This is a genomic window from Bradyrhizobium australiense (assembly GCF_013114825.1).
Taxonomy (GTDB): Bacteria; Pseudomonadota; Alphaproteobacteria; order Rhizobiales; family Xanthobacteraceae; genus Bradyrhizobium; species Bradyrhizobium australiense.
Map to the genome: position 1 here is coordinate 440,226 of NZ_JAAVLX010000004.1, position 25,239 is coordinate 465,464.

25 protein-coding genes are annotated in these 25,239 nt (G+C 62.7%); 10 read left to right on the plus strand and 15 right to left on the minus strand.

What is annotated here, in order from left to right:
• Window positions 1-73 precede the first annotated feature (73 nt).
• Window positions 74-958, plus strand: coding sequence for a prohibitin family protein (locus tag HCN58_RS14190; RefSeq protein ID WP_171579979.1), 885 nt, complete (start codon window positions 74-76; stop codon window positions 956-958).
• A 77-nt stretch (window positions 959-1,035) separates the two neighbouring features.
• Here the strand turns inward: HCN58_RS14190 and HCN58_RS14195 are convergent, their stop codons facing one another.
• Window positions 1,036-2,076 (minus strand): alpha/beta fold hydrolase, encoded by a 1,041-nt coding sequence (locus tag HCN58_RS14195; protein ID WP_171579980.1) that lies wholly within the window; start codon window positions 2,074-2,076, stop codon window positions 1,036-1,038.
• On the opposite strand from HCN58_RS14195, the gene radA reads away from it, so the two are divergent.
• The 6 genes from radA (at window position 2,075) to HCN58_RS14225 (ending at window position 9,390) form a co-directional block, all read left to right on the plus strand.
• Window positions 2,075-3,538: a DNA repair protein RadA gene (gene radA, locus HCN58_RS14200; protein WP_065729777.1), complete on the plus strand. Its 1,464-nt coding sequence runs from the start codon at window positions 2,075-2,077 to the stop codon at window positions 3,536-3,538. The two genes, HCN58_RS14195 and radA, sit on opposite strands and share 2 nt — an antisense overlap.
• A gap of 165 nt (window positions 3,539-3,703) precedes the next feature.
• Complete coding sequence (locus tag HCN58_RS14205) at window positions 3,704-4,333, plus strand: CvpA family protein (RefSeq protein WP_171579981.1); 630 nt, start codon at window positions 3,704-3,706, stop codon at window positions 4,331-4,333.
• A gap of 32 nt (window positions 4,334-4,365) precedes the next feature.
• Window positions 4,366-5,871 (plus strand): amidophosphoribosyltransferase, encoded by a 1,506-nt coding sequence (purF, locus tag HCN58_RS14210; RefSeq protein ID WP_376701180.1) that lies wholly within the window; start codon window positions 4,366-4,368, stop codon window positions 5,869-5,871.
• 133 nt (window positions 5,872-6,004) lie between these two features.
• Complete coding sequence (locus HCN58_RS14215; protein ID WP_171579983.1) at window positions 6,005-6,745, plus strand: SDR family NAD(P)-dependent oxidoreductase; 741 nt, start codon at window positions 6,005-6,007, stop codon at window positions 6,743-6,745.
• A 184-nt stretch (window positions 6,746-6,929) separates the two neighbouring features.
• A complete protein-coding gene (locus HCN58_RS14220) occupies window positions 6,930-8,066 on the plus strand; it encodes an NHL repeat-containing protein (RefSeq protein ID WP_171579984.1) in 1,137 nt (378 codons plus the stop codon).
• Window positions 8,067-8,163: 97 nt separating this feature from the next.
• The gene (locus HCN58_RS14225; RefSeq protein WP_171579985.1) at window positions 8,164-9,390 is read left to right on the plus strand and encodes an ABC transporter substrate-binding protein; all 1,227 of its coding nucleotides are present in this window, start codon (window positions 8,164-8,166) and stop codon (window positions 9,388-9,390) included.
• A gap of 109 nt (window positions 9,391-9,499) precedes the next feature.
• Here HCN58_RS14225 and HCN58_RS14230 read toward each other — a convergent pair whose 3' ends face one another.
• Genes HCN58_RS14230 through HCN58_RS14245 form a run of 4 tightly spaced genes read right to left on the minus strand, consistent with a single transcriptional unit; the run spans window position 9,500 to window position 13,392 of the window.
• Window positions 9,500-10,750, minus strand: a complete 1,251-nt coding sequence (locus tag HCN58_RS14230; RefSeq protein ID WP_171579986.1) for a TCR/Tet family MFS transporter — start codon at window positions 10,748-10,750, stop codon at window positions 9,500-9,502.
• On the minus strand, window positions 10,747-12,129 hold the full coding sequence (gene der / locus HCN58_RS14235) for a ribosome biogenesis GTPase Der (RefSeq protein ID WP_171579987.1): 1,383 nt from the start codon (window positions 12,127-12,129) through the stop codon (window positions 10,747-10,749). The genes HCN58_RS14230 and der overlap by 4 nt, the downstream gene beginning before the upstream one ends.
• 55 nt (window positions 12,130-12,184) lie before the next feature.
• The gene (locus HCN58_RS14240; RefSeq protein ID WP_171579988.1) at window positions 12,185-12,709 is read right to left on the minus strand and encodes a hypothetical protein; all 525 of its coding nucleotides are present in this window, start codon (window positions 12,707-12,709) and stop codon (window positions 12,185-12,187) included.
• A 29-nt stretch (window positions 12,710-12,738) separates the two neighbouring features.
• The gene (locus tag HCN58_RS14245) at window positions 12,739-13,392 is read right to left on the minus strand and encodes a tetratricopeptide repeat protein (protein WP_171579989.1); all 654 of its coding nucleotides are present in this window, start codon (window positions 13,390-13,392) and stop codon (window positions 12,739-12,741) included.
• A 241-nt stretch (window positions 13,393-13,633) separates the two neighbouring features.
• Here HCN58_RS14245 and HCN58_RS14250 point away from each other — a divergent pair, with 241 nt between their 5' ends.
• Window positions 13,634-14,497 carry a hypothetical protein gene (locus HCN58_RS14250; protein ID WP_171579990.1) on the plus strand — a complete coding sequence of 288 codons (864 nt, stop codon included), beginning with the start codon at window positions 13,634-13,636 and terminating at the stop codon, window positions 14,495-14,497.
• 143 nt (window positions 14,498-14,640) lie between these two features.
• Window positions 14,641-14,940: a hypothetical protein gene (locus HCN58_RS14255; protein WP_171579991.1), complete on the plus strand. Its 300-nt coding sequence runs from the start codon at window positions 14,641-14,643 to the stop codon at window positions 14,938-14,940.
• Here the strand turns inward: HCN58_RS14255 and HCN58_RS14260 are convergent, their stop codons facing one another.
• From HCN58_RS14260 to HCN58_RS14290, 7 genes are all read right to left on the minus strand, one after another.
• On the minus strand, window positions 14,941-16,566 hold the full coding sequence (locus HCN58_RS14260) for a class I adenylate-forming enzyme family protein (RefSeq protein ID WP_171579992.1): 1,626 nt from the start codon (window positions 16,564-16,566) through the stop codon (window positions 14,941-14,943).
• A 14-nt stretch (window positions 16,567-16,580) separates the two neighbouring features.
• A complete protein-coding gene (gene panB / locus HCN58_RS14265) occupies window positions 16,581-17,402 on the minus strand; it encodes a 3-methyl-2-oxobutanoate hydroxymethyltransferase (protein WP_171579993.1) in 822 nt (273 codons plus the stop codon).
• A gap of 1 nt (window position 17,403) precedes the next feature.
• Complete coding sequence (locus HCN58_RS14270; RefSeq protein WP_171579994.1) at window positions 17,404-17,988, minus strand: NnrU family protein; 585 nt, start codon at window positions 17,986-17,988, stop codon at window positions 17,404-17,406.
• Between the two features lie 87 nt (window positions 17,989-18,075).
• Complete coding sequence (locus HCN58_RS14275) at window positions 18,076-18,678, minus strand: UCP034077 family protein (RefSeq protein ID WP_171579995.1); 603 nt, start codon at window positions 18,676-18,678, stop codon at window positions 18,076-18,078.
• Window positions 18,679-18,749: 71 nt separating this feature from the next.
• Window positions 18,750-19,307 (minus strand): TetR/AcrR family transcriptional regulator, encoded by a 558-nt coding sequence (locus HCN58_RS14280; protein ID WP_171579996.1) that lies wholly within the window; start codon window positions 19,305-19,307, stop codon window positions 18,750-18,752.
• Between the two features lie 59 nt (window positions 19,308-19,366).
• A complete protein-coding gene (locus tag HCN58_RS14285) occupies window positions 19,367-20,092 on the minus strand; it encodes a crotonase/enoyl-CoA hydratase family protein (RefSeq protein WP_171579997.1) in 726 nt (241 codons plus the stop codon).
• A 274-nt stretch (window positions 20,093-20,366) separates the two neighbouring features.
• Window positions 20,367-21,986 carry a peptide chain release factor 3 gene (locus HCN58_RS14290; RefSeq protein ID WP_171580380.1) on the minus strand — a complete coding sequence of 540 codons (1,620 nt, stop codon included), beginning with the start codon at window positions 21,984-21,986 and terminating at the stop codon, window positions 20,367-20,369.
• A gap of 154 nt (window positions 21,987-22,140) precedes the next feature.
• Between HCN58_RS14290 and sugE the strand changes: the two genes are divergently transcribed.
• Window positions 22,141-22,464 carry a quaternary ammonium compound efflux SMR transporter SugE gene (gene sugE, locus HCN58_RS14295; protein ID WP_171579998.1) on the plus strand — a complete coding sequence of 108 codons (324 nt, stop codon included), beginning with the start codon at window positions 22,141-22,143 and terminating at the stop codon, window positions 22,462-22,464.
• Here the strand turns inward: sugE and HCN58_RS14300 are convergent.
• The 3 genes from HCN58_RS14300 to HCN58_RS14310 form a co-directional block, all read right to left on the minus strand.
• Entirely contained in the window at window positions 22,456-23,460 is a 1,005-nt protein-coding gene (locus HCN58_RS14300) for an inorganic phosphate transporter (RefSeq protein ID WP_171579999.1), read from the minus strand. The genes sugE and HCN58_RS14300 overlap by 9 nt on opposite strands.
• A gap of 15 nt (window positions 23,461-23,475) precedes the next feature.
• Entirely contained in the window at window positions 23,476-24,120 is a 645-nt protein-coding gene (locus HCN58_RS14305; protein ID WP_171580000.1) for a DUF47 domain-containing protein, read from the minus strand.
• Between the two features lie 150 nt (window positions 24,121-24,270).
• A complete protein-coding gene (locus HCN58_RS14310; protein ID WP_171580001.1) occupies window positions 24,271-25,239 on the minus strand; it encodes a branched-chain amino acid ABC transporter permease in 969 nt (322 codons plus the stop codon).

The following is a 25,239-nucleotide window of genomic DNA, read 5'->3' on the forward strand; positions in this document are numbered from 1 at the left end:
ACATCCATTCGGCAAGTGACCATAGATCAGTGCCGGTCATGGATTCGCATCACCCACGTCCGGAGAGACTGAAATGCCCAGGGGAATCATCGGCGCCATCGGCGCCGTCATTGTCATCGCCATCATCGCTGCGGGAAGCTGGTACACCGTCGATCAAACCGAGCGCGGCGTGAAGCTGCGCTATGGCGCCGTCATCGGCACCGCGCAGCCGGGCTTGGGCTTCAAGGTCCCGCTGATCGACAGTGTCGAAAAGGTCAGCGTCAAGACCTTCACCTATGCCTGGGACAAGATGAACTCCTATTCCTACGACCAGCAGCCGGCCGACCTCAAGATCAGCGTCACCTTGCGCGCCTCGCCGGACAAGGTGGCCGATCTCTATGCCAAGTTTGGCGGACTGGACACCGCGGTCAAACAGGTGGTCAGCCCGGCCGTCAATCAGCAGGTCAAGATCGTGTTCGGCCGCTACACGGCCGTGAAGGCGATCCAGGAGCGCGGAGCGCTGAACTCAGCGATCAAGGACGCGATCACGACATCGCTGAAGGACGACCCGATGATCATGATCGAGAGCGTCCAGCTTGAAAACATCGAGTTCAGCGCAAACTATCTGCATTCGATCGAGCAGCGCATGTTGGCCGAGGTCGAGGTGCAGAAGCTGCAGCAGAATGCCGAGCGCGAAAAGGTGCAGGCGCAGATCACCGTCACGCAGGCGACTGCCAAGGCCAATGCCGTCCGCGCCGAGGCGCAGGCCGCGGCCGACGCGCTGCGGCTGAACGGCGAAGCGCGCGCCACCAATATCAGGATCACCGGCGAGGCCGAAGCCGCGGCCATCGAGGCCCGCGCCAAGGCGCTCGGCACCAACCCGAACCTGGTCACGCTGGTGCAGGCCGAACGCTGGAATGGCGTGCTGCCGACCACGATGGTGCCGGGCTCATCGGTGCCGTTTGTGTCAGTGAAATAGGGCAAATGACATGAACGACAGCGCTCAAGCTAAATCTGGGGGCGCTGTCGTTTCACAGCTTGGCCTCAATGACTGTGCTAGTGCTTTGCTAGAAACGCCAGTACGGCGCGATCAAAAGCATCCGGATTTTCGGAAGGCACCGTGTGTGAGCTTCCGTTAATGACGATCCTCTCGCGATTTGGCAGGCAAACCTCTAGCTGGTCCATGATCCGATGAAAGAACTTGGGACTTCGCTCGCCATTGGACAATAGCGTCGGCACCTTGATCGCTTTGGCCATATCACACGTGAAAACCGGCCTGGGGCGCTTTGTCGTGGCATCAGCTTGGTAGGAGGCCACGTTGTCCGCGTTCATCTTCTTGTCGGCGTCGGAACGTCGCTCATAAGCGCCGGGTCCACCGACAGCATTTACGAAAAGCGGGATGCCGGCTTTTGTGTCGCCAGCCTTTAGGGCCTCTCTTGCTGGTGCAATACCAGCGCCCCACGCCTTCAACATCTCGGCTGAATCGGAAATGCCAACCAGTATGCCGGCGGCAGGCGGTTCATTCAGGACAAGGCTGACAACCATTTCAGGATGGGCGGCGGCAAAGAACAATGCGACGTGTGCGCCCGACGAGTGTGCAACCACCCGCACCTTTGACAAACCCAGAGCCTGCAGCAAGGCTGCCAAGTCTTCGCCATGCACGTCTGCAGCCCCATCCGGCATTCCATCCGGGTCCACTTCGTTCGGGTAATTGTTGCGGCGGCTGTAGGCGATAGCACGATACCGCTCAGCAAACTTGGGCAGGTGATTCAGCCACATCCGGTAATCCTGAAGCCCGCCGTGGACGAATATGACCGGCTCACCTTGGCCAACTTCGACGTAAGCGAGTTCGGTGCCATTGACAGAAACGCGCTTCACCTCGTTTGCGCGGCTCGTTGGAGCGTTCACGAAAACTAACAGTGCCGTAATGAAATAAAGAGCGGGGCGGAGCATCGCATCTCTCCTGTTTGACACGTCAGCGATATTGGCGGCTTTGATCCGGACCAGAACCACCAAATGGACGGTACATGCTTGCCCGTGACCATTCCATGCTATGGACGACGGCGGGACCTCTGGAAAGCGACTCACCTTCTTCATGGCCAAATCCACCCTCTCCTTCGTCTGCCAGAACTGCGGCGCGGCGTATAACCGCTGGCAGGGCAAGTGCGATTCCTGCGGCGAGTGGAACACGCTTGCCGAGGAAGACACGACCGGTGCAACGTCGATGCCGGTCTCGGTCCGCTCGCGGCGCAAGGGCCGGACGTTTGCGCTGGAATCGCTGACGGGCAAAAGCAACGACGCCCCTCGCCTGCCCTCCGGGATGACCGAGCTCGACCGTGTCACCGGCGGCGGTTTTGTACGTGGCTCGGTGCTGTTGGTCGGGGGCGATCCCGGCATTGGTAAATCGACGCTGCTCACGCAGGCTACCAGCATGCTGGCCCGGGCCGGGCATCGCGCGGTCTATATTTCAGGCGAAGAGGCCGTGGCGCAGGTGCGGCTGCGCGCCGAGCGGCTCGGATTGGCGGACGCGCCGGTGCAACTCGCCGCCGAAACCTCCGTCGAGGACATCGTCTCGACTTTGTCAGAGGGCGCGGTGCCGCGGCTGATCGTGATCGATTCGATCCAGACCATGTGGACCGACACCGTGGAATCAGCGCCGGGAACGGTGACGCAGGTCCGCGCCTCGGCACAGGCGCTCATTCGATTCGCCAAGAAAACCGGTGCTGCGATCATCCTGGTCGGGCACGTCACCAAGGACGGCCAGATCGCAGGTCCCCGCGTGGTCGAGCACATGGTCGACGCGGTGCTGTCGTTCGAGGGCGAAGGCTCGCAGCATTTCCGCATTTTGCGCGCGATGAAGAATCGTTTTGGCCCGACCGACGAAATCGGCGTGTTCGAGATGACGGGGCTAGGTCTTCGCGAGGTTTCCAACCCCTCCGAATTGTTCCTCTCTGAACGCGATCTGGGCAGCCCGGGAACGGCGGTTTTTGCCGGGATCGAAGGCACCCGCCCCGTCCTGGTGGAATTGCAGGCATTGGTGGCGCCGACCACGCTCGGCACCCCCAGGCGGGCGGTGGTGGGTTGGGATCCGAGCCGGCTGTCGATGGTGCTGGCGGTGCTGGAGGCCCATTGCGGGGTCAAATTGTCCGGCTACGACGTCTATTTGAACGTGGCGGGGGGCTTGCGGATCCAGGAGCCCGCGGCTGATCTCGCGGCGGCCGCCGCCCTGGTATCGTCGTTGGTAAACGCGCCGTTACCAACAGACGCGGTCTATTTCGGCGAGATTTCGCTCTCCGGCGCGGTCCGGCCGGTGGCGCAGACCTCGGCCCGATTGAAAGAGGCCGCGAAGCTGGGCTTTGGCCGCGCGGTTCTGCCTGAATCGGCGCGCGGAGAGGTTGGCGGCGATGGTGGGCTTGCGCTGAACAGCATCGGCGGACTAACCAGCCTGGTGGCCGAAATCGCGGCGCGCGGCAGCCCGAGGGGCAACCGGGACACCAGTCGCGAGGGTGCGGCAGAGAAAAATGCCACACCGGCGCGATTCCGTCGTGAAAACAGCTAAAGCGGCGTGACGCGCCGGGCCCTCGCCGCTATACAACGCGCGCGAAAGGCGGGCGGGATGGCAGCATATCCGGCCTTGCGGGATACGCCGTCTGCCCTTCACTTGGGGTGACCCTGAGCCGCCGATTCGCTGTCTAAAGGACTTACGAGCGGACCTGACCAGCCGATGCCGATAACGATACTCGATCTCGTCCTGCTCGGAGTGATGCTGATTTCGGGCCTGCTCGCCATGGTGCGCGGCTTCATGCGCGAAATCCTGTCGATCGCAGCCTGGGGCGCGGCGGCGCTGGTGACGCTGTATGCCTTCTCGAAGCTGCTGCCGACCGCCAAGGCCTATTTCAACAATGATACTGTGGCCTCCGTGGTGGTGGTGGCCGGCACCTTCATCGGCACTCTGATCGTGGTTTCCGTGATCACAGTGCGGATTTCGGACATGATCCTGGATTCCCGGATCGGCGCGCTGGATCGCACGCTTGGATTCCTGTTTGGGTTGGGTCGTGGCCTTTTGATCGTAGTGGTCGCCTTCCTGTTCTTTAGCTGGCTGGTCCCGGACAAGCAGAGGCCGGACTGGATCACCGGTGCAAAATCCCGGGTGGTGCTGCAGGGAACCGGGGATTGGCTAATGTCGCTCTTGCCTGACGATCCCGAGAACACCATCTTAAAGAGATTCAAGAAGAATAAACCGGAAGACGATCAAACTGACGCCGACCAGGCAGCGCCTGCGTCCGGCGATGGCTACAGTAAACCTGCCCGCGACAGCCTTAAAAAGCTGATCGAGAAACCCGCGGGCCGCTAATTTCTGGCCAAAAAAGAGAGGCGATGGACGCGATGCAAAACCCTTCCGATCCCGCCGGCCAACTCGATGTAAATCTTGGCATCGAGTTGCAGGACGATCTCGAAGGCGACACGCTACGCGAGGAATGCGGCGTGTTCGGCATCTTCGGCCACCCCGAGGCCTCCGCCATCACGGCGCTGGGACTACACGCCCTCCAGCATCGCGGCCAGGAAGCCGCCGGGATCGTCTCCTTTGACGGCAGCCGTTTCCATTCCGAACGCCGCCTCGGCCTTGTCGGCGATACTTTCTCCCGCCGCGAAGTGATCGAGCGCCTGCCCGGCATTATGGCGGTCGGCCATGTCCGCTATTCCACGACCGGCGCCACCATCCTGCGCAACGTGCAGCCGCTGTTCGCCGAGCTCAATGCAGGCGGTTTCGCGGTCGGCCATAACGGCAATCTCACCAACGGACTGACGCTGCGCCGCGAACTGGTGAAGAACGGCGCCATGATGCAGTCGACCACCGACACCGAAGTGATCCTGCATCTGGTCGCACAGTCCAAACGCAGCCGTTTCATCGACCGTTTCATCGAGGCGTTGCGCGCGATCGAGGGCGCCTATTCGCTGGTGTCGCTCACCAACAAGAAGCTGGTTGGCGCCCGCGATCCGCTCGGCATCCGACCGCTGGTGCTCGGCGATCTCGATGGCTGTCCGATCCTGACTTCGGAAACCTGCGCGCTCGACATGATCGGCGCCAAATATGTGCGCGACGTCGAGCCCGGCGAGATCGTCGTGTTCGACGAGGAAGGCGCCCATAGCCACAAGCCGTTTCCGCCAAAACCGCCGCGGCCCTGCATCTTCGAGTACATCTACTTCTCACGGCCGGATTCGATCGTCGGCGGCCGTTCTGTCTATGAGGTCCGAAAGGCCTTCGGCGCGCAGCTTGCCCGCGAAAGCCATGTCGAAGTCGACGTCGTGGTGCCGGTGCCGGACTCTGGCGTGCCTGCCGCCGTCGGTTACAGCCAGCATTCCGGCGTGCCGTTCGAACTCGGCATCATCCGCAACCACTATGTCGGCCGCACCTTCATCCAGCCGACGCAAAGCGTGCGCGAACTCGGCGTCCGCATGAAGCATTCTGCCAACCGCGCCGCGATCGAAGGCAAGCGGATCATCCTGATCGACGACTCGCTGGTGCGCGGCACCACATCGAAGAAGATCGTGCGCATGATGCGCGATGCCGGCGCGCGCGAAGTCCACTTCAGGCTCGCTTCGCCGCCGATCCTGTATCCCGATTATTACGGCATCGATCTGCCGGACCGCGGCGGACTTCTCGCCGCCACCCATACGCTGGAAGAGATGCGCGACATCATCGGCGCGGATTCGCTGGCGTTCCTGTCGATCGACGGCATGTACCGCGCGATGGGCGAACCGGGCCGCGATCCCGCCAATCCGAAATTCTCCGACCATTGCTTCACGGGTGCCTATCCGACCCACCTTACCGACCAGACCCAGGTCGAGCCGCAGCCGCGGCAATTGTCGCTGCTGGCGGAAGCGAGCTGAGTTTGTCGTCCCTGCGAAAGCAGGGACGCATAGCCACCGGCCTTCGTTTTTCGAAGACCAATAGCTACGAGCACCTGCCGCCATTATAACCTTCATGGCGTATGTAGGACGACGATTTGCTAGAGTCCATTCAATGACCAAACCCCTCGCCTCACGCATCGCGCTCGTGACTGGCGCCTCGCGCGGCATCGGCTACGCCACGGCGCGCGCGCTCGCCCGCGCCGGCGCGCACATCGTTGCTGTCGCACGCACGCAAGGCGGCCTTGAGGAGCTCGACGACGAGATCAGGAAGGACGGCGGCAGCGCCACGTTGGTGCCACTCAACCTAACCGATTTCGACGGCATCGCGCGGCTCGGCGCAGCGCTGCATGAGCGTCACGGCAAGCTCGACATTCTCGTCGGCAATGCCGGCGTCGCCGGTCCCTCCTCGCCGCTTGGGCATATCGAGCTGAAACCGTGGAATGATGTGTTCGCGGTGAACGTCACCGCGAACTTCCAGCTCATCCGCTGCATGGACCCGTTGCTCAAGGTCTCGGACGCAGGCCGCGCCGTGTTCGTGACATCGGGCGTTGCCAGCAAGGCGAATGCCTATCAGGCCCCCTACGCGGCCTCGAAGGCCGCGCTGGACACGCTGGTGCGCTCGTGGGCCAACGAAACCGTGAGCACGAAACTGCGCGTCAATCTGTTCAGCCCCGGCCCGATCCGCACCCGCATGCGCGCCAGCGTATTTCCCGGCGAAGACCCGATGACGCTGGATACGCCGGAGCAGGCGGCGGAATTCATCGTGCCGATGTGCACGCCGGAATGGACCGAGACGGGCAAACTCTATGACTACAAGGCCCGCACGCTGATGAGCTTTCATCCGCCGGCTTGAGCATCCTACGAACCGTGCGAGCGCAGCGAAGCAATCCATTTTGCCGCTTGTTGAGACATGGATCGCTTCGTCGCTTTCGCTTCTCGCAATGACGGCGTCAAACCGTTGACTCCCCGACCGCTGCACGATTGACTGCTTTCCCAAGCGGGAGAAACCCGCCAAGAAAAATCATCGGGAGGCCTTCATGACGCCGACGCGCAAACGCGCCCGCCGAAATCTCTCCAAAGCCATTGCTGTCTGCTTCACCGCCGTAGTGCTAATTGCGGCGCCGGATTCCTCGCGGGCCGGCGACATTCGCACCTTCGCAGTCGATGCATCCTGGCCAAAGCCGCTGCCGAACAACTGGATCCTCGGCCAGGTCGGCGGCATCACCGTCGATGCGCAGGGCCACATCTGGGTGATCCATCGCCCGCGCTCGCTGACTGACGACGAAAAAGGCGCGACGCTGAACCCGCCGCGGTCGAAATGCTGCGTCCCGGCGCCGCCGGTGCTCGAGTTTGACGCCGAGGGCAATCTCTTGCGCTCCTGGGGCGGCCCCGGCGACGGCTACGAATGGGTCGGCCGCGAGCATGGCATCGAAGTGGACGAGAAAGGCTTTGTGTGGGTCGGCGGCAACGCCGACAACGACAATGCGATCCTGAAATTCACCCTAGACGGCAAGTTCGTGATGCAGATCGGCAAGATCGCGCCGAGCAAGGGGTCCAACGATACGACACAGCTTGGCAAGCCCGCCGAGACCGCGATCGACAAGGACGCCAACGAAATCTTCGTTGCCGACGGCTATGGCAATCGCCGCATCATCGTGTTCGATACCACGACCGGCGCCTACAAGCGGCACTGGGGCGCCTACGGCAAGCCGCCGAGCGACGAAAAGCAACCGCTCTACGATCCCAACGGACCGGCCCCGCAGCAATTCGCCAACCCCGTGCATTGCGTGAAGCTCGCCAACGACGGGTTGCTCTATGTCTGCGATCGCATCAACAACCGCATCCAGGTGTTCAGGAAAGATGGAACCTTCGTTAAGGAATGGTTCTACGAAAAGAATACGCGGGGCAACGGCGCGGTCTGGGACATCGCGATCTGGCCCGACCCGAAGCAGACTTATTTGTTGAGCGCCGACGGCGAGAACAACGAAATACGGGTGCTGAAACGCGACGACGGTACCGTGGTCGGCAGTTTTGGCCGCAGCGGCCGCAATGCGGGGCAGTTCCACTGGGTTCACGCGATGGCGGTGGATGCCAAGGGCAACGTCTATACGGCCGAAGTTGATACCGGAAAGCGGATCCAGAAGTTCAAATTGACTTCGAACGCGCTACGATAGGCGCATTGCAAAACCATCCCGGGCTGGGAAGATCGCCGGGAAATGCCGGGCCGGATGACGCAGAAATCCGCCCGGCATCAACCGATGGAGGAAACAAATGAAAACTAAACTTGTGCGGAATTCCGCCGCGTTGATCGTGCTTGCGAGCTTGTGTCTCGCAGGCCCTGCCTTCGCCCAGGACAAGACCGTCAAGATCGGCGTGCTCAACGACATGTCGAGTCTCTATGCCGACATCGGCGGACCAAACTCGGTGGTTGCGGTCAAGATGGCGGTCGAGGATTCCGGCCTCACCAAAAAGGGCTGGAAGATCGACGTCGTGAGCGGCGATCACCAGAACAAGCCCGATGTCGGCGTGAACCTCGCGCGGCAATGGATCGACAACGATAAGGTCGATGCGATCGCGGATACGCCGAATTCCGGTGTCGCTCTCGCCGTCAGCAATCTCGTCAAGGAAAAGAACGCAGTGCTGCTGAACTCCGGTGCGGCGACCGCCGATCTCACCGGCAAGGCCTGCACGCCGAACACGATCTCCTTCACCTATGATACCTACATGCTGGCGACCGGCACCGGCAAGGCGCTGACCAAGGCGGGCGGCGATAGCTGGTTCTTCCTGACCGCCGACTATGCCTTCGGTCACGCGCTCGAGCGCGACACGTCGGCTGTCGTGACCGCCAACGGCGGCAAGGTGCTCGGCGGCGTGAAGCATCCGCTGAACACGTCGGACTTCTCGTCCTTTCTGCTGCAGGCGCAGGCGTCCAAGGCCAAGGTCGTCGGCCTTGCCAATGCCGGTGGCGACACCACCAACTCGATCAAGCAGGCCTCCGAATTCGGCATCGTCGCGGCCGGCCAGAAGCTCGCCGCGCTCCTCCTGTTCATCAACGACGTGCACTCGCTCGGGCTGAAAACCGCGCAGGGCCTGACGTTCACGGAATCCTTCTACTGGGACATGAACGACCAGACGCGCGCCTGGTCGAAGCGGTTTTCAGCACTTGCCAATAAGAACGCGATGCCCTCGATGACGCAGGCCGGCAACTACGCCATGGTGCTGCATTATCTGAAGGCGATGGAAGCGCTCGGCGGCAATCCGCATGACGGCGCCAAGGTGGTCGCCAAGATGAAGGAATTGCCGACCGACGATCCGCTGTTCGGCAAAGGCCCGCTGCGTGCCGACGGACGCCGCCTCATTCCGGCCTATCTGTTCGAGGTGAAGAAGCCGGAAGAGTCGAAGGGACCGTGGGATTATTACAAACAGATCGCCACGATTTCGGCAGAAGACGCCGCCAAGCCGCTGGAAGCCAGCGAGTGTCCGCTGGTGAAGAAGTGACGGCGTAGTCGCGCCGTAGGGTGGGCAGAGGCGCTCTCGCGCCGTGTCCACCATCTATCCCGGTTATAACTCCAGTGGTGGGCACGCTTACGTTTGCCCACCCTACAATTCAGCGCTTCTTGCCCGCCAGCGTCCGCCACGCAATCACCAGCCCCAATCCCAGCAACGCTGCCGCCAACAGAAACGGTGCGCCCGGCATTTTCACCGGCGCCTGATCGCTGATGAAATAGGCGAACGTCAGCGTAAATAGAAATGGTCCCGCCATCTGGGCGATGCTGTTGACGCTGTTGGTCGCGCCCTGCAACTGGCCCTGCTGATCCGGCGCAACTAGTTGCGTCGTCAGTGCCTGGACCGCCGCCCCCGCCACGCCCCACAGCGCCATCACGGGAATGCCGATCCAGAACAGTGGTCCGGTCGGAGCCGCACCATAGATGAAGAATCCCAGCGCTCCGCAGGCGAGCCCGAGCAGCAGCGCCCGGCGCTCGCCGAGGCGCGTGACGATCGGCCCGACGCCGGCACCCTGTACCACCATGGCGCAGACGCCGACCAACGCCAGCGTGAGACCTACCGTCTTCGTATCCCAACCATAGCGGTAGGTGGCGTAGAGCACGAAGGTGGACGGCAGCACCACATGCGCGACCTGGCCGAAGAAATTCGCCAGCGACAGGCCAGCGAGAATCCGGTTCGAGCGCAACAGATGCAATGCGCCGATCGGGCTGGCGCTTTTCCAGTGAAACGGTGCGCGCCGCTCCCGCGGCAACGACTCGGGCAGAATCAGCCAGCCGTACAGCGCGTTCGCAAAGCTCAAACCCGCAGCGACCCAGAATGGCAAGCGTGGATCCATGCCGCCAAGCAGGCCGCCGATGGCGGGGCCCAGAATGAAGCCGGCGCCGAACGCCGCGCCGATCTTGCCGAACACCGCGGCGCGCCGTTCCGGCGGCGTCACGTCGGCGATATAGGCAAAGGCCGTGGAAATGCTCGCCGAGGTGATGCCCGAGATCACCCGCCCGATGAACAGCCAGGTCAGCGACGGCGCCAGCGCCATCAACACGTAATCCAGCGCCAGCCCGAAATTCGACAGCAGTACCACCGGCCGCCGGCCGAACCGGTCCGAGAGCGCCCCGAGGATCGGCGAGAACAAAAACTGCATCAGCGCCCAGGCGGTACCGAACAAGCCAAAGATCCGCGCGGCCGTAGCCGTGTCGTTATCGACAAAGCTCTCCACGAGCTTGGGCAGGATCGGCAGGATCAGGCCGAGCGCGAGCATGTCGAGCAAAATGGTGACGAAGATAAAGGCCGCTGCGCCGCTGCGCACCGGCGGCCTATCGTCGGCAACGGCGGCGGACGCCTGTTCGCTCATGACGGGCGCTTGCGCTTGTGCGCGAACGGGTTGGCCTTTTCGCGCAGCGTGATGCGTATCGGCGTGCCCGGCAGATCAAAAGCCTCGCGCAGGCTGTTGGTGAGATAGCGCAAGTAGGATTGCGGCACGGCGTCCGCGCGCGAGCAGAACAGCACGAAACTCGGCGGACGCCCCTTGGTCTGGGTTATGTAATTCAGCTTCAGCCGGCGGCCGGACACCGCGGGCGGCGGATTGGCGTCGACTGCCTGCTCGAACCAGCGATTGAGCGCGGCCGTCGGCACGCGCTTATTCCAGACTGCGTAGGCGTCCTGGATTGCAGTCATCAGGCGATCGATGCCCTCGCCCATCAAGCCGGACACGGCGACGATGGGGGCACCCTTCACCTGCGGCAGCCAGTGATCGGCATCGCTGCGCAGCGCCGAAATCAGGTGGGGCTTGCGCTCCATCAAATCCCATTTGTTGACCGCGAGCACGATCGCCCGCCCCTCCCGCTCGATCAAATCGGCAATACGCAGATCCTGTTCCTCGAACCGGTTCTGCGCATCCATCATCATCACGACGACTTCGGCAAAGCGCACCGCGCGTAGCGCGTCCGCCACCGACAATTTTTCCAGCTTCTCCTCGATCCGCGACCGCCGCCTTAAGCCAGCGGTGTCGAACACGCGAAAGCCGCGTCCCTGCCAGGTGATCTCTACGGCAATGGAGTCGCGCGTGGTACCCGCCTCCGCACTGGTCAGCAGCCGCTCCTCGCCCAGCAAATGATTGATCAGAGTTGACTTGCCGGCATTGGGACGGCCGACGATGGCGACGCGGATCGGACGCTGGGCGATATCCTCGTCGGATATGATGTCGTCGTCGTCGAACTCTTCCCGCTCTTCCGCTGGCTCCGGCATCAGTGCGGCAAGCGCGTCGTAGAGATCGCTCATGCCCTCGCCATGCTCGGCCGAAATCTGCACGGGATCGCCGAGCCCCAGCGCGTAGGATTCCATCGCGCCGATTTCGCCGTGCTTGCCCTCGCTCTTGTTGGCGACCAGCACCACCGGCTTGTTGGCGCGGCGCGCGAAATCGGCAAAGGCGCGATCGTTCGGCGTCAGGCCCGCACGGGCGTCGATCACGAACATCAGCGCATCGGCCAGGCCGATCGCGGCTTCGGTCTGCTCCTGCATCCGCGCCGTGAGCGAGCCCTTGGCGCCCTCGTCGAGGCCTGCGGTGTCGATCACGGTGAATTCGAGATCGCCGAGACGTGCGCTTCCCTCGCGGCGGTCGCGGGTGACGCCGGGCTCGTCATCCACCAGCGCGAGCTTCTGCCCGACCAGCCGGTTGAACAGCGTCGACTTGCCGACGTTAGGCCGGCCGATGATGGCGATCGTAAAGAACATAAATGATCCAAACGCCCTTTTTTGAAGAGCGTGTCAATCGAACGAAAACAACAAATCAGCGCGAGAAACTGCCGCTCGGCATTGGAGCCGGGAAAGCCGATTGTTGCGAAGATTGCGCGGGCGCGGCCGATTGATCGGGCGGTGGAGCCGTGGTGCGCTTGCGCACGATCTTGGCCGGCTTGGGCGCCGGCGGCGCAGCGGCGGTGCTGGCCTCATCCTCGGGAGCGGCGTCCGGATCCGCAGCCGCAGCGGCGGGTGCGGCAGCCTGCTTGCCCCTGGATTTCACGCCACGCTTCGATTTCGGTTCCTCCGGCGGAGGAGCCGCAGCGGCAGCCTGCGCGTTCGGGTCTTCAACCTGCTCCTGGCGGGTGCCCTTGTAGAGATCCTTCGGCACGCCCTGCTCAAGGCCCGGCACGCCTTCGGGGAAAACCGGCTTGCGCTCACCGGGCAGCTTCTTCTTGGTATCGAGGAAGTCGAGCAGATCGCTCGGATCGAAATTGCCCATGCTGCCGCAGCCCGCCAGCGCCCCCGAAAGCGCGATGAGGACGGCGGTTGCGATCAAACGTTGCGGGCGGCGCATATTGGATTTCCCAACTCGTTTTGCCGGCGTCAGCTCTTGGCGACCGGCGGCAGCAAGGCCTGCAGCGCTTCGGCACGCGAACGCAGGCTGGGCGGCGTTTCGCCGTCATTGGCGATCAGGTCCAGCCATTGCCGCGTCGCTGCGGCATCATTGGCACGCCAGGCCGACAGCGCCAGCAATTCGCGCGCGGTGTGACGAAAAGTGGCCCCTGGCGCAGTGGCGGCTTCCAGTCGGTCTTTCATATTGGGATAGCTGATGCTTTCCAGCAGCAACTGGGCCGCGCGAATCCGCGCGAGATCCTGCTCGGCGACGCCGACGCTGCGATCAGCCGCGATCTCGTCGAACATCTTTGCCGCGGCCTGCGGATCGCGGTTGGCGACTTCCGCCGCCATGCGCAAGCGTGCCAGCACGCGGTAGCCGAACGGCGCTCTCGCAACGAGATCGGCGAAGGCCGCTTCGGCCTCAGGGTGCTTGTTGGCTTCCGAAAGCTCGACCGCCTTGTCGAACGCCGCCCCCGCCTCGGCCGCCTTCTTGGCCTCCAGATACTGGTAGCCGCGCCAGCCGCCCACGGCGGCGATGATCAAAATCACGCCGGCGATGATCAGAAGCGAATACCGGTCCCACAGCTTTTTGAGCTGCTCGCGACGGACCTCCTCGTCTACTTCATCAAATAATTCAGACACTTAAAGGTATCCCATCCCCGAGGAACCGCAACTTCGGCGGCAGTATCGCGCGCCCGATCCCCGCATGGCCGGGGCGTAACCTATCGATATGGCGGTGGCAAGGCAAAGCGAGGCGGATCAAAGCGTTAACAGCGGCTCCCAGCCGCCGAAATCGGCTGGCAATGTTGACATCGCGGTTCAAAGTTTGGCGTAATCCCGGCCGCCTCCATTGTCGACTCGCCCCCCATTTTTCAGGTGTTTCATGCCTCGCCATGCGCTGGTTTCGATGCTGCTTGCCATCGGCCTGTTATCCCTAGCCGCAGCGTCACTGGCCGACGACGTCAAGCCGAAAGCGCCCGAGACGGCGTTCTCGGGCAAGTTGCGCCCGGATATTCTGGGCATCTCGACCGAATCGAACGCCGAATCCGCGCGCGCCATCTTTGACTCGCTGTTCAAGGGCCATACCGACACCAAGACCGACATCCAGCAGCAGAAGTTCGGCAACGGCGGTGCCAACTACGTCGCCGCGCTGAATTTCAGTCTCCCCGCCGGTTCGAAACAGAACGGCGAGATGCTCTCGACCAGCTTCTCCTCCCCTGCGAGCGCCAACCGCGCCTATTTCGTCGCCCGCAACATGACCTTTGCGCCGGACCAGCAGCCGTCGAAATCGGACATGATCAAGGAGATCATGGGCAAATACGGCGTGCCGACCATCGTCGGTGACCAGCATCTGTATTACATCTACCGCAAGGGCTCGATCATATCGGTCGGCGGCAAGTACAAGGAAGCGACTGCGCTCGAAGCCATCGACAAGCCGCTCGATCCGAGGGCCGCCGTCAAGCTCAACGGCGACACCGTCCGCGGCAGTTGCGTCGCGGTCGTCAAGCGCGCGCAGGCCAAAGCCAAGGAACCGAGCGCCATGCTGACCGAGGCCAAAGGCGCAAACTGCGATGGCGTATTGAGCGTGCAGCTCGTTCCGGGCACGCCGGCCGACCGTGTCGGCATCGCGCAATTCACTCTGCTGGACGTCAAGCAACTCGTCAGCGCCGCCGCGATCGACGGCGCCGCACTCGCCACCGGGCAGAGCGAGAGCGCGATGCCCAAAGGTAGCGCGCCGAAGCTCTAAGCCTGTCGCGCCGACGCGCGGCAGGCTTGGGACGACGGTTAGCGCGCTTATCGTTGCCAGACAGGCATTTTTGAAAGGTCGCGGCGTAACCGGAACCTTTCCCCTGCGCTGCAATTGAATCTCCGTTACATGGAGATCAGGCAATGCGCGGATTTCCGCCCATTGTGCCGTATGGCGCCGATCAAACGATCTATCTGGTCCTGGAAGCCGGGCCGGACGCCATCGTCCAGAAGGTCGAGCGGACTGATTTCGAGACGATCATTGCCGACCTTTTGTCGGGCCAATTCCGCGACCCGATCGAGGTCGTCGCCTTCAACACGCTTGAACATTGGAGCGAAGACTTATCGAGAGATGTCGCACGCGAAATCCAGTGCCGCTGCGACATCGAAGGGCATAAGGTTCCGGACTATCTGGAAGATTTTGTAGGCAGCCGTGTCGGTTGATTAGCGGCTAGCCGATGCCTGCGCCGCAGCCGAGATGGCTGAGGCCGCCTCACGGAGTTGCCGCTTCATCACCTTGCCGTTGGCATTGCGCGGCAATGGGTCCGTCCGCAGATCCATGGTTTCCGGCACCTTGTAGTATGACAACCGCTCGGCGCACCAAGCGCGCAGCACCTCGCCGCTGACGGCATTGCGCGTCACGACGACGGCGTGCACACGCTCGCCCAGCACCGGGCACGGCTTTGCGATGATCGCGCTCTCGACCACGTCGGGGTGACCGGCCAGCACCGACTCGACCTCAGCGGAATAGATCTTGAGCCCTCCGCGGTTGATCATGTCCTTCTGCCGATCGAACACGCGGACGAAATTCTCTTCGTCAATCGAGCCGAGATCACCGGAATGCCAGAAACCGGCGGTAAAACTCTCCGCCGTCGCCGTCGGATTGTTCCAGTAGCCCTTGATGACGGAGCCGCCGTGAATCCAGATTTCGCCGATCTCGCCGCGCGGCAGTTCGCGGCCGTCGGCATCCATCACGACGATCTGTGCGCCGGGACAGGGCAAGCCGACGCTGTCAATGTGACTCGCTGTCAATTCCCCGGGCATCATCGTCGATGGCGATGTCGTTTCGGTCGCGCCGTAGCAATTCATCAGCTTCAAGCCGGGAATTTTAGCATCTAACTTTTCGATGGTGGCGATCGGCATCGGCGCGCCGCCAAAGCCGCCGATCCGCCAACTCGACAGATCGTAGCGGTCGAAATCCGGCTGCAGCAGGCAGAGATTGTACATCGCCGGTACCATCACGGTGTAGGTGACGCGCTCGCGCGCCGCCATCTTCAGATATTCCGCCGCCTTGAACTCTGCCATGATGATCAAGGCGCCGGCACAGCGCACCATGGTCATGAGGTTGGCGACCACACCCGTCACGTGGCCGAGCGGCACTGCGGCGATCGACCGATCCGCAGCTGTCAGCTTCAGGCACGATACGAACACCATGGCCGAATGAATGATGGTGCAATGGGCGAGCATCGCGCCCTTTGGCCGTCCCGTGGTGCCCGATGTATAGAGGATCATGGCAGTATCCTCTTCGCCGACCTCGATTGGTGCGGCCAGCGGCGTGTTGTCGGCGAGTTCGGCAAAGCGCGAGATCCGCGGATCGTCATCGATCGCGATCCAGTGCATCACATCAGGGATCTCTCCGGCATCGGGCACGCGGTCGGCCAACATGGCCTCGTGGATCAGGAGCTTTGCGCCGCAATCGGTGAGCACGTAAGCGATCTCGGGCTTTTGCTGGCGTGTCGAAAGCAGCACCGTCACCAGCCCGGCATGCGCCGCGCCCAGCATTGTCAGCACGAATTCGATTCTGTTGCCGAGCAGCAGCGCGACGCGGTCGCCGCGCTGCAGACCGAGTTTTTGAAAACCCGCCGCGATTTGCGCCGATTGCAGCGCGACTTCGCGCCATGTCATTCGCGTGGCGCCGCAGACCAGCGCCTCGCCATCCGGATTGGTTGCAACGGCCTCGGCGACCATCGCCGGAATACTCTTGGGCCGTTCACAAAAGACCGGAACGACGCGATCACCGAAGCGTGGCTCGAGCCGCATCGCCGGAACGGAGTGCTGCGACCAGTCCATGGCGCGCGCCCTCGTCAGCTTCTCTTCATCTCATACACGTGCTCGGGTCCCGGGAAAGCGCGCGAGCGTACGTCGCTGGCGTAGCCCTGGATCGCCGCTTCGATCGCGGGGCCGAGATTGCCATAGCGGCGCACGAATTTCGGCGTCCGCGGCGACAAGCCCAGCATATCCTCGAGCACCAGTACCTGGCCGTCGCAGGCCGCGCTGGCACCGATGCCGATGGTCGGAATAGCGATGGTTTCCGTGATCTTTCGCGCCAGCGGCTCGGCGACCGCCTCGACCACGACCGAAAACGCCCCGGCGTCCGAGATCGCCTGGGCGTCTTTCAGGATCGGATCCCAACTACCCTCGTCGCGGCCCTGCGCGCGAAACGAGCCAAGCGTGTTGATCGATTGCGGCGTCAGTCCGATATGGCCCATGACCGGCACGCCGCGCTCGGACAGGAAAGCGACGGTTTCCGCCATCCGGGCGCCGCCTTCGAGCTTCACCGCGCCGCAATGGGTCTCCTTCAATATCCGCACCGCCGAATGAAACGCCTGCTCCTTGGAGGCCTCATAGGATCCGAACGGCATATCCACCACGACCAAGGCATGCTTCGAGCCGCGCATCACCGCATGGCCCTGCAGGATCATCATGTCGAGCGTCACCGGCACGGTGGTCTCGAACCCGTGCATGACATTGCCGAGGGAATCGCCGACCAGGATGACGTCGCAGTGGCGATCGACCAGCGCGGCGGTATGCGCGTGGTAGGAGGTCAGCATCACGATCGGATCGCCGTTCTTGCGTGCGCGAATGTCCGGCGCCGTTTTTCGCTTGATGGCAGATTGCACGGACATGTTAGGCTCCAACCACGGGGACGCCGATCACGACCGGATGGAACGCGAAGGCGAGCGCCAGATAGGCGACGAGACCGACCGCGATCGCGATCAAATCGTTGCCGGGACCACCGACGGGGATCGGCGGCGCGCCGGCGTCGGAACGATATTTCAACGAAATACGGTCGTACACCGCCCAAGCGAGAAACGAGCCGAACAGGATGATCGAGCCGAGGTCGCCATTGGCGAGCAGATGCGCCGCCGCCCACAGCTTGATGCCCGTCAGCATCGGATGTTTCAGCGTCGTATAGATCCGGCCCCGGATGTAGGACGCGACCACCATGATGACGGCGGGCAGCATCAGCGCCACGGTGATGTGCTTGAGCGCCGTTGGCGGATACCAGACGTCGATCCAGCCCGTGGCGCGATATTTGGCAAAGCCCCAGATGATCAGCGCAAGCCCCGCGAACGAAGCCAGTGCATAACCGATCTTGTAGCCGCCTTCGCCGGTCGCCGCGATGACCTGCGCGCGCAGCTTGCGCTGGATGGTGAGCGTGTGGACGCCGAAGAACAGGGCCAACCCCAGGATCATCACCAGCAGTCCCATGATGTCCTCCCGTCGCGGCTGGTTTTCCGGATTATCCGCGTATCATTTTATTGGCTTGGTGCGCAATGCGCCACGCGGCCGCTCAACTCACGGCTTCTCCGCCTGTTTGCCCAACTCGCGGTTGTCGACGTAGCGGATCGCGATCGGCCGCCCCGCGAGCGCGCCGCCAAGCCCCCCGCTAAACTTCAGCGGTACACAGGCCGCAAGCGACGCATTGATCGCTTTCAGATAGGCGGCGCGGGTATCCGCCGGAACGCCAGCCGTGGCATACGTCACCCGTGGCGCGGCAATGATCTCGCCCGAGCGCTTGAAGCTGAAACGCACCGACATCTGCATGCCCTGGCGCGCGGTGTCGGCTGGCGGTGGCGACCAGCAGGAGCGCAACGCCGCAAAGAGGTCGCCGATCGTATCGAGATCATGGTCCGGCTTGCGGTATTTCGCGGCCTGATCCTGTGGCGGCGCGCTTTCGATCGTGAGTTGCAGATTTTGGCCGTACGGATAGTCGATTTCGGGAATGCATGGGCCGTCGTTGAACACACTGCAATATGACGGCGTGCACGGCTGGCCGTCGAGCACGCTGCAGGGCGAATGCGAAAACGGCGTGGCGTCGATCTGGCGCCGCGACTGGGCGTCGGCGGCGCACATCCCGACGAATGTGGTGATCAGAGAGATGATGATGCACCGGAACATGCGTCCCTAAACCCTAAAGGCGACACAATTAAGCTGATGCGCGCTTCGGCCGGTATCAAGGCGGACGGTGTTCACATCCCTGCGTTCATGGCGGACAGTTCCGCAATCAGGGCCTTCTCGCTGGGCTGGTCGAGGACGCCGGCCGTATAGAGCGAGATGCCGCCATAAAGCGTGATGTAGACCTTCATCACGGCGCGGCGACGCTTGGCCGGGCTTTCGATGTCCTGGCAGAATATCCGCATGGCCTGGGCGATGACCTTGTGGACTGCCGCCTGCAACGGCGGATTGTGCTTCATGGTGGCGTGTGGGCGGCTGGTCATCAGGGCGTAGAGCGCGCGATTGGTGAGCGCGAAGCGGACGTATCTCGCGGTGTAGTCCTGCGGCGTCTCCGACTTGACGAGGATGGCGGCGAGCCGCGTATAGGCTTCCGTTGCGACCGCATCCAGCAGCGCTTCTCGGTCGGCGAAATGATTGTACAGCGAGCGGTGCGCGACGCCGACGGCATCTGCGACCTCGCGCAGGCTCAGTTGCTCATGGCCGGCCGCGGCAACCAGGCGGGTTGCGGCCTTCAGCGCTGCGGATTTCAGGTTGCCGTGGCGATAGGTCGCCCGGCGCGGCTTTGCGGTCATGCGCCCTTCATACAAACGCATGCGACGCAACGCCACTGCCGGACGCCCGAAGTTCTCCGTCAGGCGGATGCCCGCCCGGCAACACGGTCCTCGCCATATTGCGGCGTAATGTCCTCGTCGATCATGGCGCGGATCATCTTGATGGCAGCCCCGCGCGCCCGGGCCTTGGTGGCGGCGTGAGCGGCCATGTTGAGGGTGGCAAGCGCCTGCGCGGTTTCCTCTGCCCTGCGCTCCAGCGCAGCCACCGGAACGACGCGGTCAAAGAAGCCGGCGGTGACGGCCTCCGTGGGGCCGAACATCTCCCCGGTCATCACCGCCCTGCTGAAATAGGCCGGCGTCAGCCGCTGCCGCGCGATCTCGATCGCAAAACGCGGCACGGTGAGCCCGATCGCGACCTCGTTCATGCCGATCCGGTAGTCGCCCTCGGCGGCGATACGGTGGTCGCTGGACATAATGAGGAAGGCTCCCATCGGGTAGGCGTTGCCCTGGCAGGCCGTCACCACCGGCGTCGGGAATGAGAGGATGCGCAAGGCCAGCTCCGCGCCCGCTTTCACCATTAGATATTGGTCCTCGGCGCTGCCCTTGGCGAAGACGTTGAGGTCGAATCCCCCTGAAAAATGCTTGCCGCGGGCCTTCAGGATCACGACGGACTTGTCTTTTTCCGCCTGGTCGAACGCCGCATGCAGGGCGTTGAGCATGCCAAGCGACATCACATTGGCCTTGCCATCGTCGATCACAATGGTGCCGACCGGGCCGGAACGGGAATAGGTCGCAAAATCAGTCATGAGCGGACTCCCCTCTTTCAAAAGCATCCAGTGGATACTTCCCGACATGGCGGAGCGGCGCAAGAGACTTGCCGGAGCCAGGAACGCATGAAGGCATCCACTGGATGCATGAGTAGAAAGCGACCGGCCCCCATCCGGCTGTCATCGCCCGGCTTGACCGGGGGACTCAGTATTCCAGAGACGGTAGCGATTTACGGAGAGGCCGCCGGCGTACTGGATCCCCCGCTTTCGCGGGGGACGACAGCGGCGGTTGGCATGGCGGCGTGCCCTGGCCCTACGCCTTCTTTTTCACGTCCTTGACGTTGGAGAAGGTGATCCCCTCGGCCCTTTCGCGGGTATAGCCTAGATAAAACTCGTTCTTGGCCATGAACACGGGGTCACCGTCGACGTCATCAGCAATGCCGGAGCCGTTGGCGGCGATGAAGGCGTCGAGCTTCTTGCGGTCATCGGACGAGACCCAGCGCGCCAACTGGAATTCCGAAACCTCGAATTCTACCGGCAGCGAATATTCCGCATCTAGCCGCGCCTTCAGCACGTCGAGCTGCAGCGGACCGACGACGCCGACCAGCGCCGGTGCGCCGTCGCGCGGCCGGAACACCTGCACCACGCCCTCTTCCGACATCTGCTGCAGCGCCTCTTTCAGCTTCTTCGCCTTCATTGCATCGGTCAGGCGCACGCGGCGGACGATTTCCGGCGCAAAACTCGGGACACCGACGAAGGTGATGTCCTCGCCTTCAGTCAGCGTATCGCCGATCCGCAATGTACCATGGTTCGGAATGCCGACGACGTCGCCGGCAAAGGCTTCATCCGCCACCGAGCGGTCCTGCGCGAAGAAGAACTGCGGGCTCGATAGGCTCATGTTCTTGCCGGTCCGCACCAGCTTCGCCTTCATGCCGCGGCTGAGCTTACCGGAGCACAGCCGCGCGAACGCGATGCGGTCGCGGTGGTTGGGATCCATATTGGCCTGGATCTTGAACACGAAAGCGCTCATGCGCGGCTCGGCCGCCTCAACCTTCCGCACGTTGCTGTCCTGCGCACGCGGCGCCGGCGCAAACTTGCCAAGACCTTCAAGTAGATCGCCCACACCAAAATTGCGCAACGCGCTGCCGAAATAAACCGGCGTCAGGTGGCCCTCGCGAAACGCCTCCAGCTCGAACGGCTTGCAGGCTTCCGACACCAGTGCGAGTTCGTCCTTGATCTCGGCAACTTCGAGATTGGGGTTGCGGCCGGCGAGATCGGCGATATCGATCTGCTCGGTCGCGCCGGTCTTGGCGCCGCCGCCTTCAAGCAGCCGCACGCCGCCATTGACGACGTCATAGGTGCCGAGGAAGTCGCGGCCGCGGCCGACCGGCCAGGTCATCGGCGTGGTGTCGAGCGCCAGCGTCTTCTCGATTTCATCCAGCAGTTCGAACGTGTCGCGGCTCTCGCGGTCCATCTTGTTGATGAAGGTGATGATCGGAATATCGCGCAGCCGGCATACCTCGAACAGCTTTCGGGTGCGCGCCTCGATGCCCTTTGCTGCGTCGATCACCATGACAGCGGAATCGACCGCCGTCAGCGTGCGGTAGGTGTCTTCGGAGAAGTCTTCGTGGCCCGGGGTATCCAGCAGGTTGAAGACGAGGCCTTCGAACTCGAAGGTCATCACCGAGGTCACGACCGAGATGCCGCGCTCGCGCTCGATCTTCATCCAGTCGGAGCGGGTATTGCGTCGCTCGCCCTTGGCCTTGACCTGGCCTGCCAGGTTGATGGCGCCGCCGAACAGCAGGAGCTTTTCGGTCAGCGTCGTCTTGCCGGCGTCCGGGTGGGAGATGATCGCAAACGTGCGCCGCCGCGCCACTTCATCTGATAGGGGCGAGCGGGAGGGCGATTCGGCAGTGACGGCAATGTCGGACATCGGCTCGAGCGTTTGGCAGGGAAAACCGGGCTGATCAAGCCTCATTTGGTGGTTGCGGACGCTGCTGGCCAGTCCCATATCGGCCGCGGAAGGACGGCCTTCCAATTCGCAGGCTCATCCGCGGGGACGACCCTGCCTGGTTCGGAGGGTTGTCATGGCCTGGATCGTGTTGTTCGTCGCCGGGCTCATGGAAGTGGGCTGGGCGATCGGCCTCAAATATACCGAAGGTTTCACGCGGTTTGTTCCATCCGTCCTGACGCTGGCCTGCATGGCAGGCAGCATCCTCCTGCTCGGTCTCGCCTTGAAAGCATTGCCGATAGGAACCGCCTACGCGGTTTGGACCGGTATCGGTGCAGTTGGCACGGCAATTCTAGGTATCGCTCTGTTCGGCGAGCCTGCGACCGCCGCTCGCCTTGCCTGCATCGGACTGATCGTGGCCGGCATCGTCGGGCTCAAGCTCGTCACCGGATCAGCGTAGCAGCAGCACGGCCCAATAGGTCAGCGCCGCCACGATCGCGGACGCTGGAATGGTGATCACCCAGGCATAGACGATCGAGCTCGCCACGTTCCAGCGCACCGCCGAGACCCGCCGCGCCGCGCCGACGCCGACAATGGAGCCGGTAATGGTGTGGGTCGTGGAGACGGGCACCCCGAGATACGTCGCCATGAACAGGGTCGCAGCACCACCGGTTTCGGCGCAAAAGCCCTGCATCGGCGTCAGCTTGGTGATCCGCAATCCCATGGTGCGAACGATGCGCCAGCCCCCCATCAACGTGCCGAGCCCCATCGCGGCCTGGCAGGACAGCACCACCCAGAACGGGATGACGAAATCCGTCCCGACGTGGCCCTGCGAATACAGGAGCACCGCGATGATGCCCATCGTCTTTTGCGCATCGTTGCCGCCATGGCCGAGCGAATAAAGCGACGCCGAGACGAATTGCAGAATGCGGAAGGCGCGGTCGACCGCAAATGGCGTCGAGCGCACCGACAGCCAGGACACGATCGCAACCAGCACCAGCGCCAGCAGAAATCCGACCAGCGGCGACAGCACGATCGCCACCAGCGTCTTGGACAGGCCACTCCAGACCGCCGCGGAAATGCCGGCCTTGGCCATGCCGGCGCCGACCAAGCCGCCAATCAGCGCGTGCGAACTGGACGATGGAATGCCGAGCGCCCAGGTGATCAAGTTCCAGACGATCGCGCCGATCAGCGCAGCGAAGATCACGGCCGCATCGACAACATCGGGTTCGATGATTCCCTTGCCGATCGTGTTGGCGACGTGCAGCCCGAACACCAGGAAAGCAATGAAATTGAAAAAGGCCGCCCAGATCACCGCATATTGCGGACGCAGCACACGGGTCGAAACGATCGTGGCGATCGAATTGGCGGCGTCGTGCAATCCGTTGAGGAAATCGAACAGCAGCGCAACCGCGATCAGGAAGATCAGAATAGGAAGACCAAGCGTGGCGTCCACTGAATTGGCCCTGCCCTATACCTGTTCGATCACGATCGAGTTGATTTCGTTGGCGACGTCATCGAAGCGGTCGGACACTTTTTCGAGATGCTTGTAGATCTCGGCGCCGACGACGAAATCCATCGAATTGCCGTGGCGGTGCTTGAGAAACAGCTCCTTCAACCCGATATCGTGGAGGTCGTCGATACGGCCCTCCAGCTTGCCGATTTCCTCGGTGATGGCGGACAGCATCGCAACGTTATTGCCGATTGACTGCATCAGCGGGAGCGCGCGGCTGACCAGATTGGCGCATTCGACCAATAGCGTGGCTATTTCACGCATCGGGGGTTCGAACGTCCGGACTTCGAACAACACCACCGCCTTCGCGGTCTGCTGCATCTGGTCGATGGCGTCGTCCATCGCCGTGATCAGGTTCTTGATGTCGCCGCGGTCGAACGGGGTAATGAAGGTGCGGCGGACCGCGGTCAGTACCTCGCGGGTAATGCCATCGGCGTCGTTTTCGAACTGATTGACGCGCTGGCAGAATACCGGCGTCTCCTCGCCGCCCCGCAGCATGTCCTGCAATGCCAGCGCGCCCTGCACGACCGTCTGGGCGTGGCGGGCAAACAGGTCAAAAAACCGCTCCTCCTTGGGCAAAAAGGCACGAAACCAGCGCAGCATGGTATTTTTCCGTCGTTCAGAAACAGCCGCGGAGCGACTTGTCACAAAGCTGTCATAGACCATTCGAGGGAAAAACGCGCGACGGCGGGCCCTGGGAACCCGGTCATCCACCGCTTTGTGGGACCGAAAACTGCGCCAAAACCCGCCGTTTTACAGGGATCGGCGGAAATAATGCGCGATTTCGCCGATGATGCCGCGGCGGAACGTCAGCACGCAGGCCACGAAGATGACGCCCTGGATCACCGTCACCCATTGGCCAAAACCGGCCAGATATTGCTGCATAGCGATGATAACGAAGGCTCCGACGACCGGACCGAACACTGTGCCGAGGCCGCCGACCAGCGTCATCAGGACGATTTCACCAGACATCGTCCAGTGTACGTCAGTGAGCGAAGCGTTCTGCGCCACAAATACCTTCAGCGAACCTGCAAAGCCGGCGATCGTGCCGGAGAGGATAAAAGCGAGCAGCTTGTACTGGTCGGTCTTATAGCCGAGCGAGATCGCACGCGGCTCGTTTTCGCGAATGGCTTTCAATACTTCGCCGAACGGCGAGTTGATGGTGCGGTAGATCAGCAGGAAGCCGCCGAGAAATCCGGCAAGCACCACGTAGTAAAGCACCGTCGGCTGGGCGAGATTGAAAATCCCGAACAGGTGGCCTTGCGGAATGCCCTGGATGCCGTCCTCGCCATGGGTGAACGGCGCCTGCAGGTAGATGAAATACAGGAGCTGCGACAGCGCCAGCGTGATCATCGAAAAGTAGATGCCCTGTCGGCGAATCGAGATGAAGCCGGTGATGACGGAAAGCGCAGCGGCGCCCGCGACGCCAACCAGAATTCCGAGTTCGGGCGATAACCCCCAGACCTTCAACGCATGCGCCGAGCAGTAGCCCGCGGTCCCCAGGAACATGGCGTGGCCGAACGACAGCAGGCCGCCATAGCCGATCAGGAGGTTGAACGCGCAAGCAAGCAGCGCGAAGCACAGCGCCTGCATCACGAAGAACGGATAGATGCCGGTCGTCGGAACCAGACCCAGCAGCACCGCCATCGCGGCGAACACCATCATCTCGTCGCGCATCGCGCGCGGAGTTACCGGCAGTGTGTCGTCAGTCAATGCGCTCAT

Bases quoted from the DNA above. Each gene is read 5' to 3' on its own strand.
- HCN58_RS14190 (WP_171579979.1), top strand. From the start codon at position 74: ATGCCCAGGGGAATCATCGGCGCCATCGGCGCCGTCATTGTCATCGCC.
- radA (WP_065729777.1), top strand. From the start codon at position 2,075: ATGGCCAAATCCACCCTCTCCTTCGTCTGCCAGAACTGCGGCGCGGCG.
- HCN58_RS14195 (WP_171579980.1), bottom strand. From the start codon at position 2,076: ATGAAGAAGGTGAGTCGCTTTCCAGAGGTCCCGCCGTCGTCCATAGCA.
- HCN58_RS14205 (WP_171579981.1), top strand. From the start codon at position 3,704: ATGCCGATAACGATACTCGATCTCGTCCTGCTCGGAGTGATGCTGATT.
- purF (WP_376701180.1), top strand. From the start codon at position 4,366: ATGCAAAACCCTTCCGATCCCGCCGGCCAACTCGATGTAAATCTTGGC.
- HCN58_RS14215 (WP_171579983.1), top strand. From the start codon at position 6,005: ATGACCAAACCCCTCGCCTCACGCATCGCGCTCGTGACTGGCGCCTCG.
- HCN58_RS14220 (WP_171579984.1), top strand. From the start codon at position 6,930: ATGACGCCGACGCGCAAACGCGCCCGCCGAAATCTCTCCAAAGCCATT.
- HCN58_RS14225 (WP_171579985.1), top strand. From the start codon at position 8,164: ATGAAAACTAAACTTGTGCGGAATTCCGCCGCGTTGATCGTGCTTGCG.
- HCN58_RS14230 (WP_171579986.1), bottom strand. From the start codon at position 10,750: ATGAGCGAACAGGCGTCCGCCGCCGTTGCCGACGATAGGCCGCCGGTG.
- der (WP_171579987.1), bottom strand. From the start codon at position 12,129: ATGTTCTTTACGATCGCCATCATCGGCCGGCCTAACGTCGGCAAGTCG.
- HCN58_RS14240 (WP_171579988.1), bottom strand. From the start codon at position 12,709: ATGCGCCGCCCGCAACGTTTGATCGCAACCGCCGTCCTCATCGCGCTT.
- HCN58_RS14250 (WP_171579990.1), top strand. From the start codon at position 13,634: ATGCCTCGCCATGCGCTGGTTTCGATGCTGCTTGCCATCGGCCTGTTA.
- HCN58_RS14255 (WP_171579991.1), top strand. From the start codon at position 14,641: ATGCGCGGATTTCCGCCCATTGTGCCGTATGGCGCCGATCAAACGATC.
- HCN58_RS14260 (WP_171579992.1), bottom strand. From the start codon at position 16,566: ATGGACTGGTCGCAGCACTCCGTTCCGGCGATGCGGCTCGAGCCACGC.
- panB (WP_171579993.1), bottom strand. From the start codon at position 17,402: ATGTCCGTGCAATCTGCCATCAAGCGAAAAACGGCGCCGGACATTCGC.
- HCN58_RS14270 (WP_171579994.1), bottom strand. From the start codon at position 17,988: ATGGGACTGCTGGTGATGATCCTGGGGTTGGCCCTGTTCTTCGGCGTC.
- HCN58_RS14275 (WP_171579995.1), bottom strand. From the start codon at position 18,678: ATGTTCCGGTGCATCATCATCTCTCTGATCACCACATTCGTCGGGATG.
- HCN58_RS14280 (WP_171579996.1), bottom strand. From the start codon at position 19,307: ATGACCGCAAAGCCGCGCCGGGCGACCTATCGCCACGGCAACCTGAAA.
- HCN58_RS14285 (WP_171579997.1), bottom strand. From the start codon at position 20,092: ATGACTGATTTTGCGACCTATTCCCGTTCCGGCCCGGTCGGCACCATT.
- HCN58_RS14290 (WP_171580380.1), bottom strand. From the start codon at position 21,986: ATGTCCGACATTGCCGTCACTGCCGAATCGCCCTCCCGCTCGCCCCTA.
- sugE (WP_171579998.1), top strand. From the start codon at position 22,141: ATGGCCTGGATCGTGTTGTTCGTCGCCGGGCTCATGGAAGTGGGCTGG.
- HCN58_RS14305 (WP_171580000.1), bottom strand. From the start codon at position 24,120: ATGCTGCGCTGGTTTCGTGCCTTTTTGCCCAAGGAGGAGCGGTTTTTT.
- HCN58_RS14310 (WP_171580001.1), bottom strand. From the start codon at position 25,239: ATGAGCGCATTGACTGACGACACACTGCCGGTAACTCCGCGCGCGATG.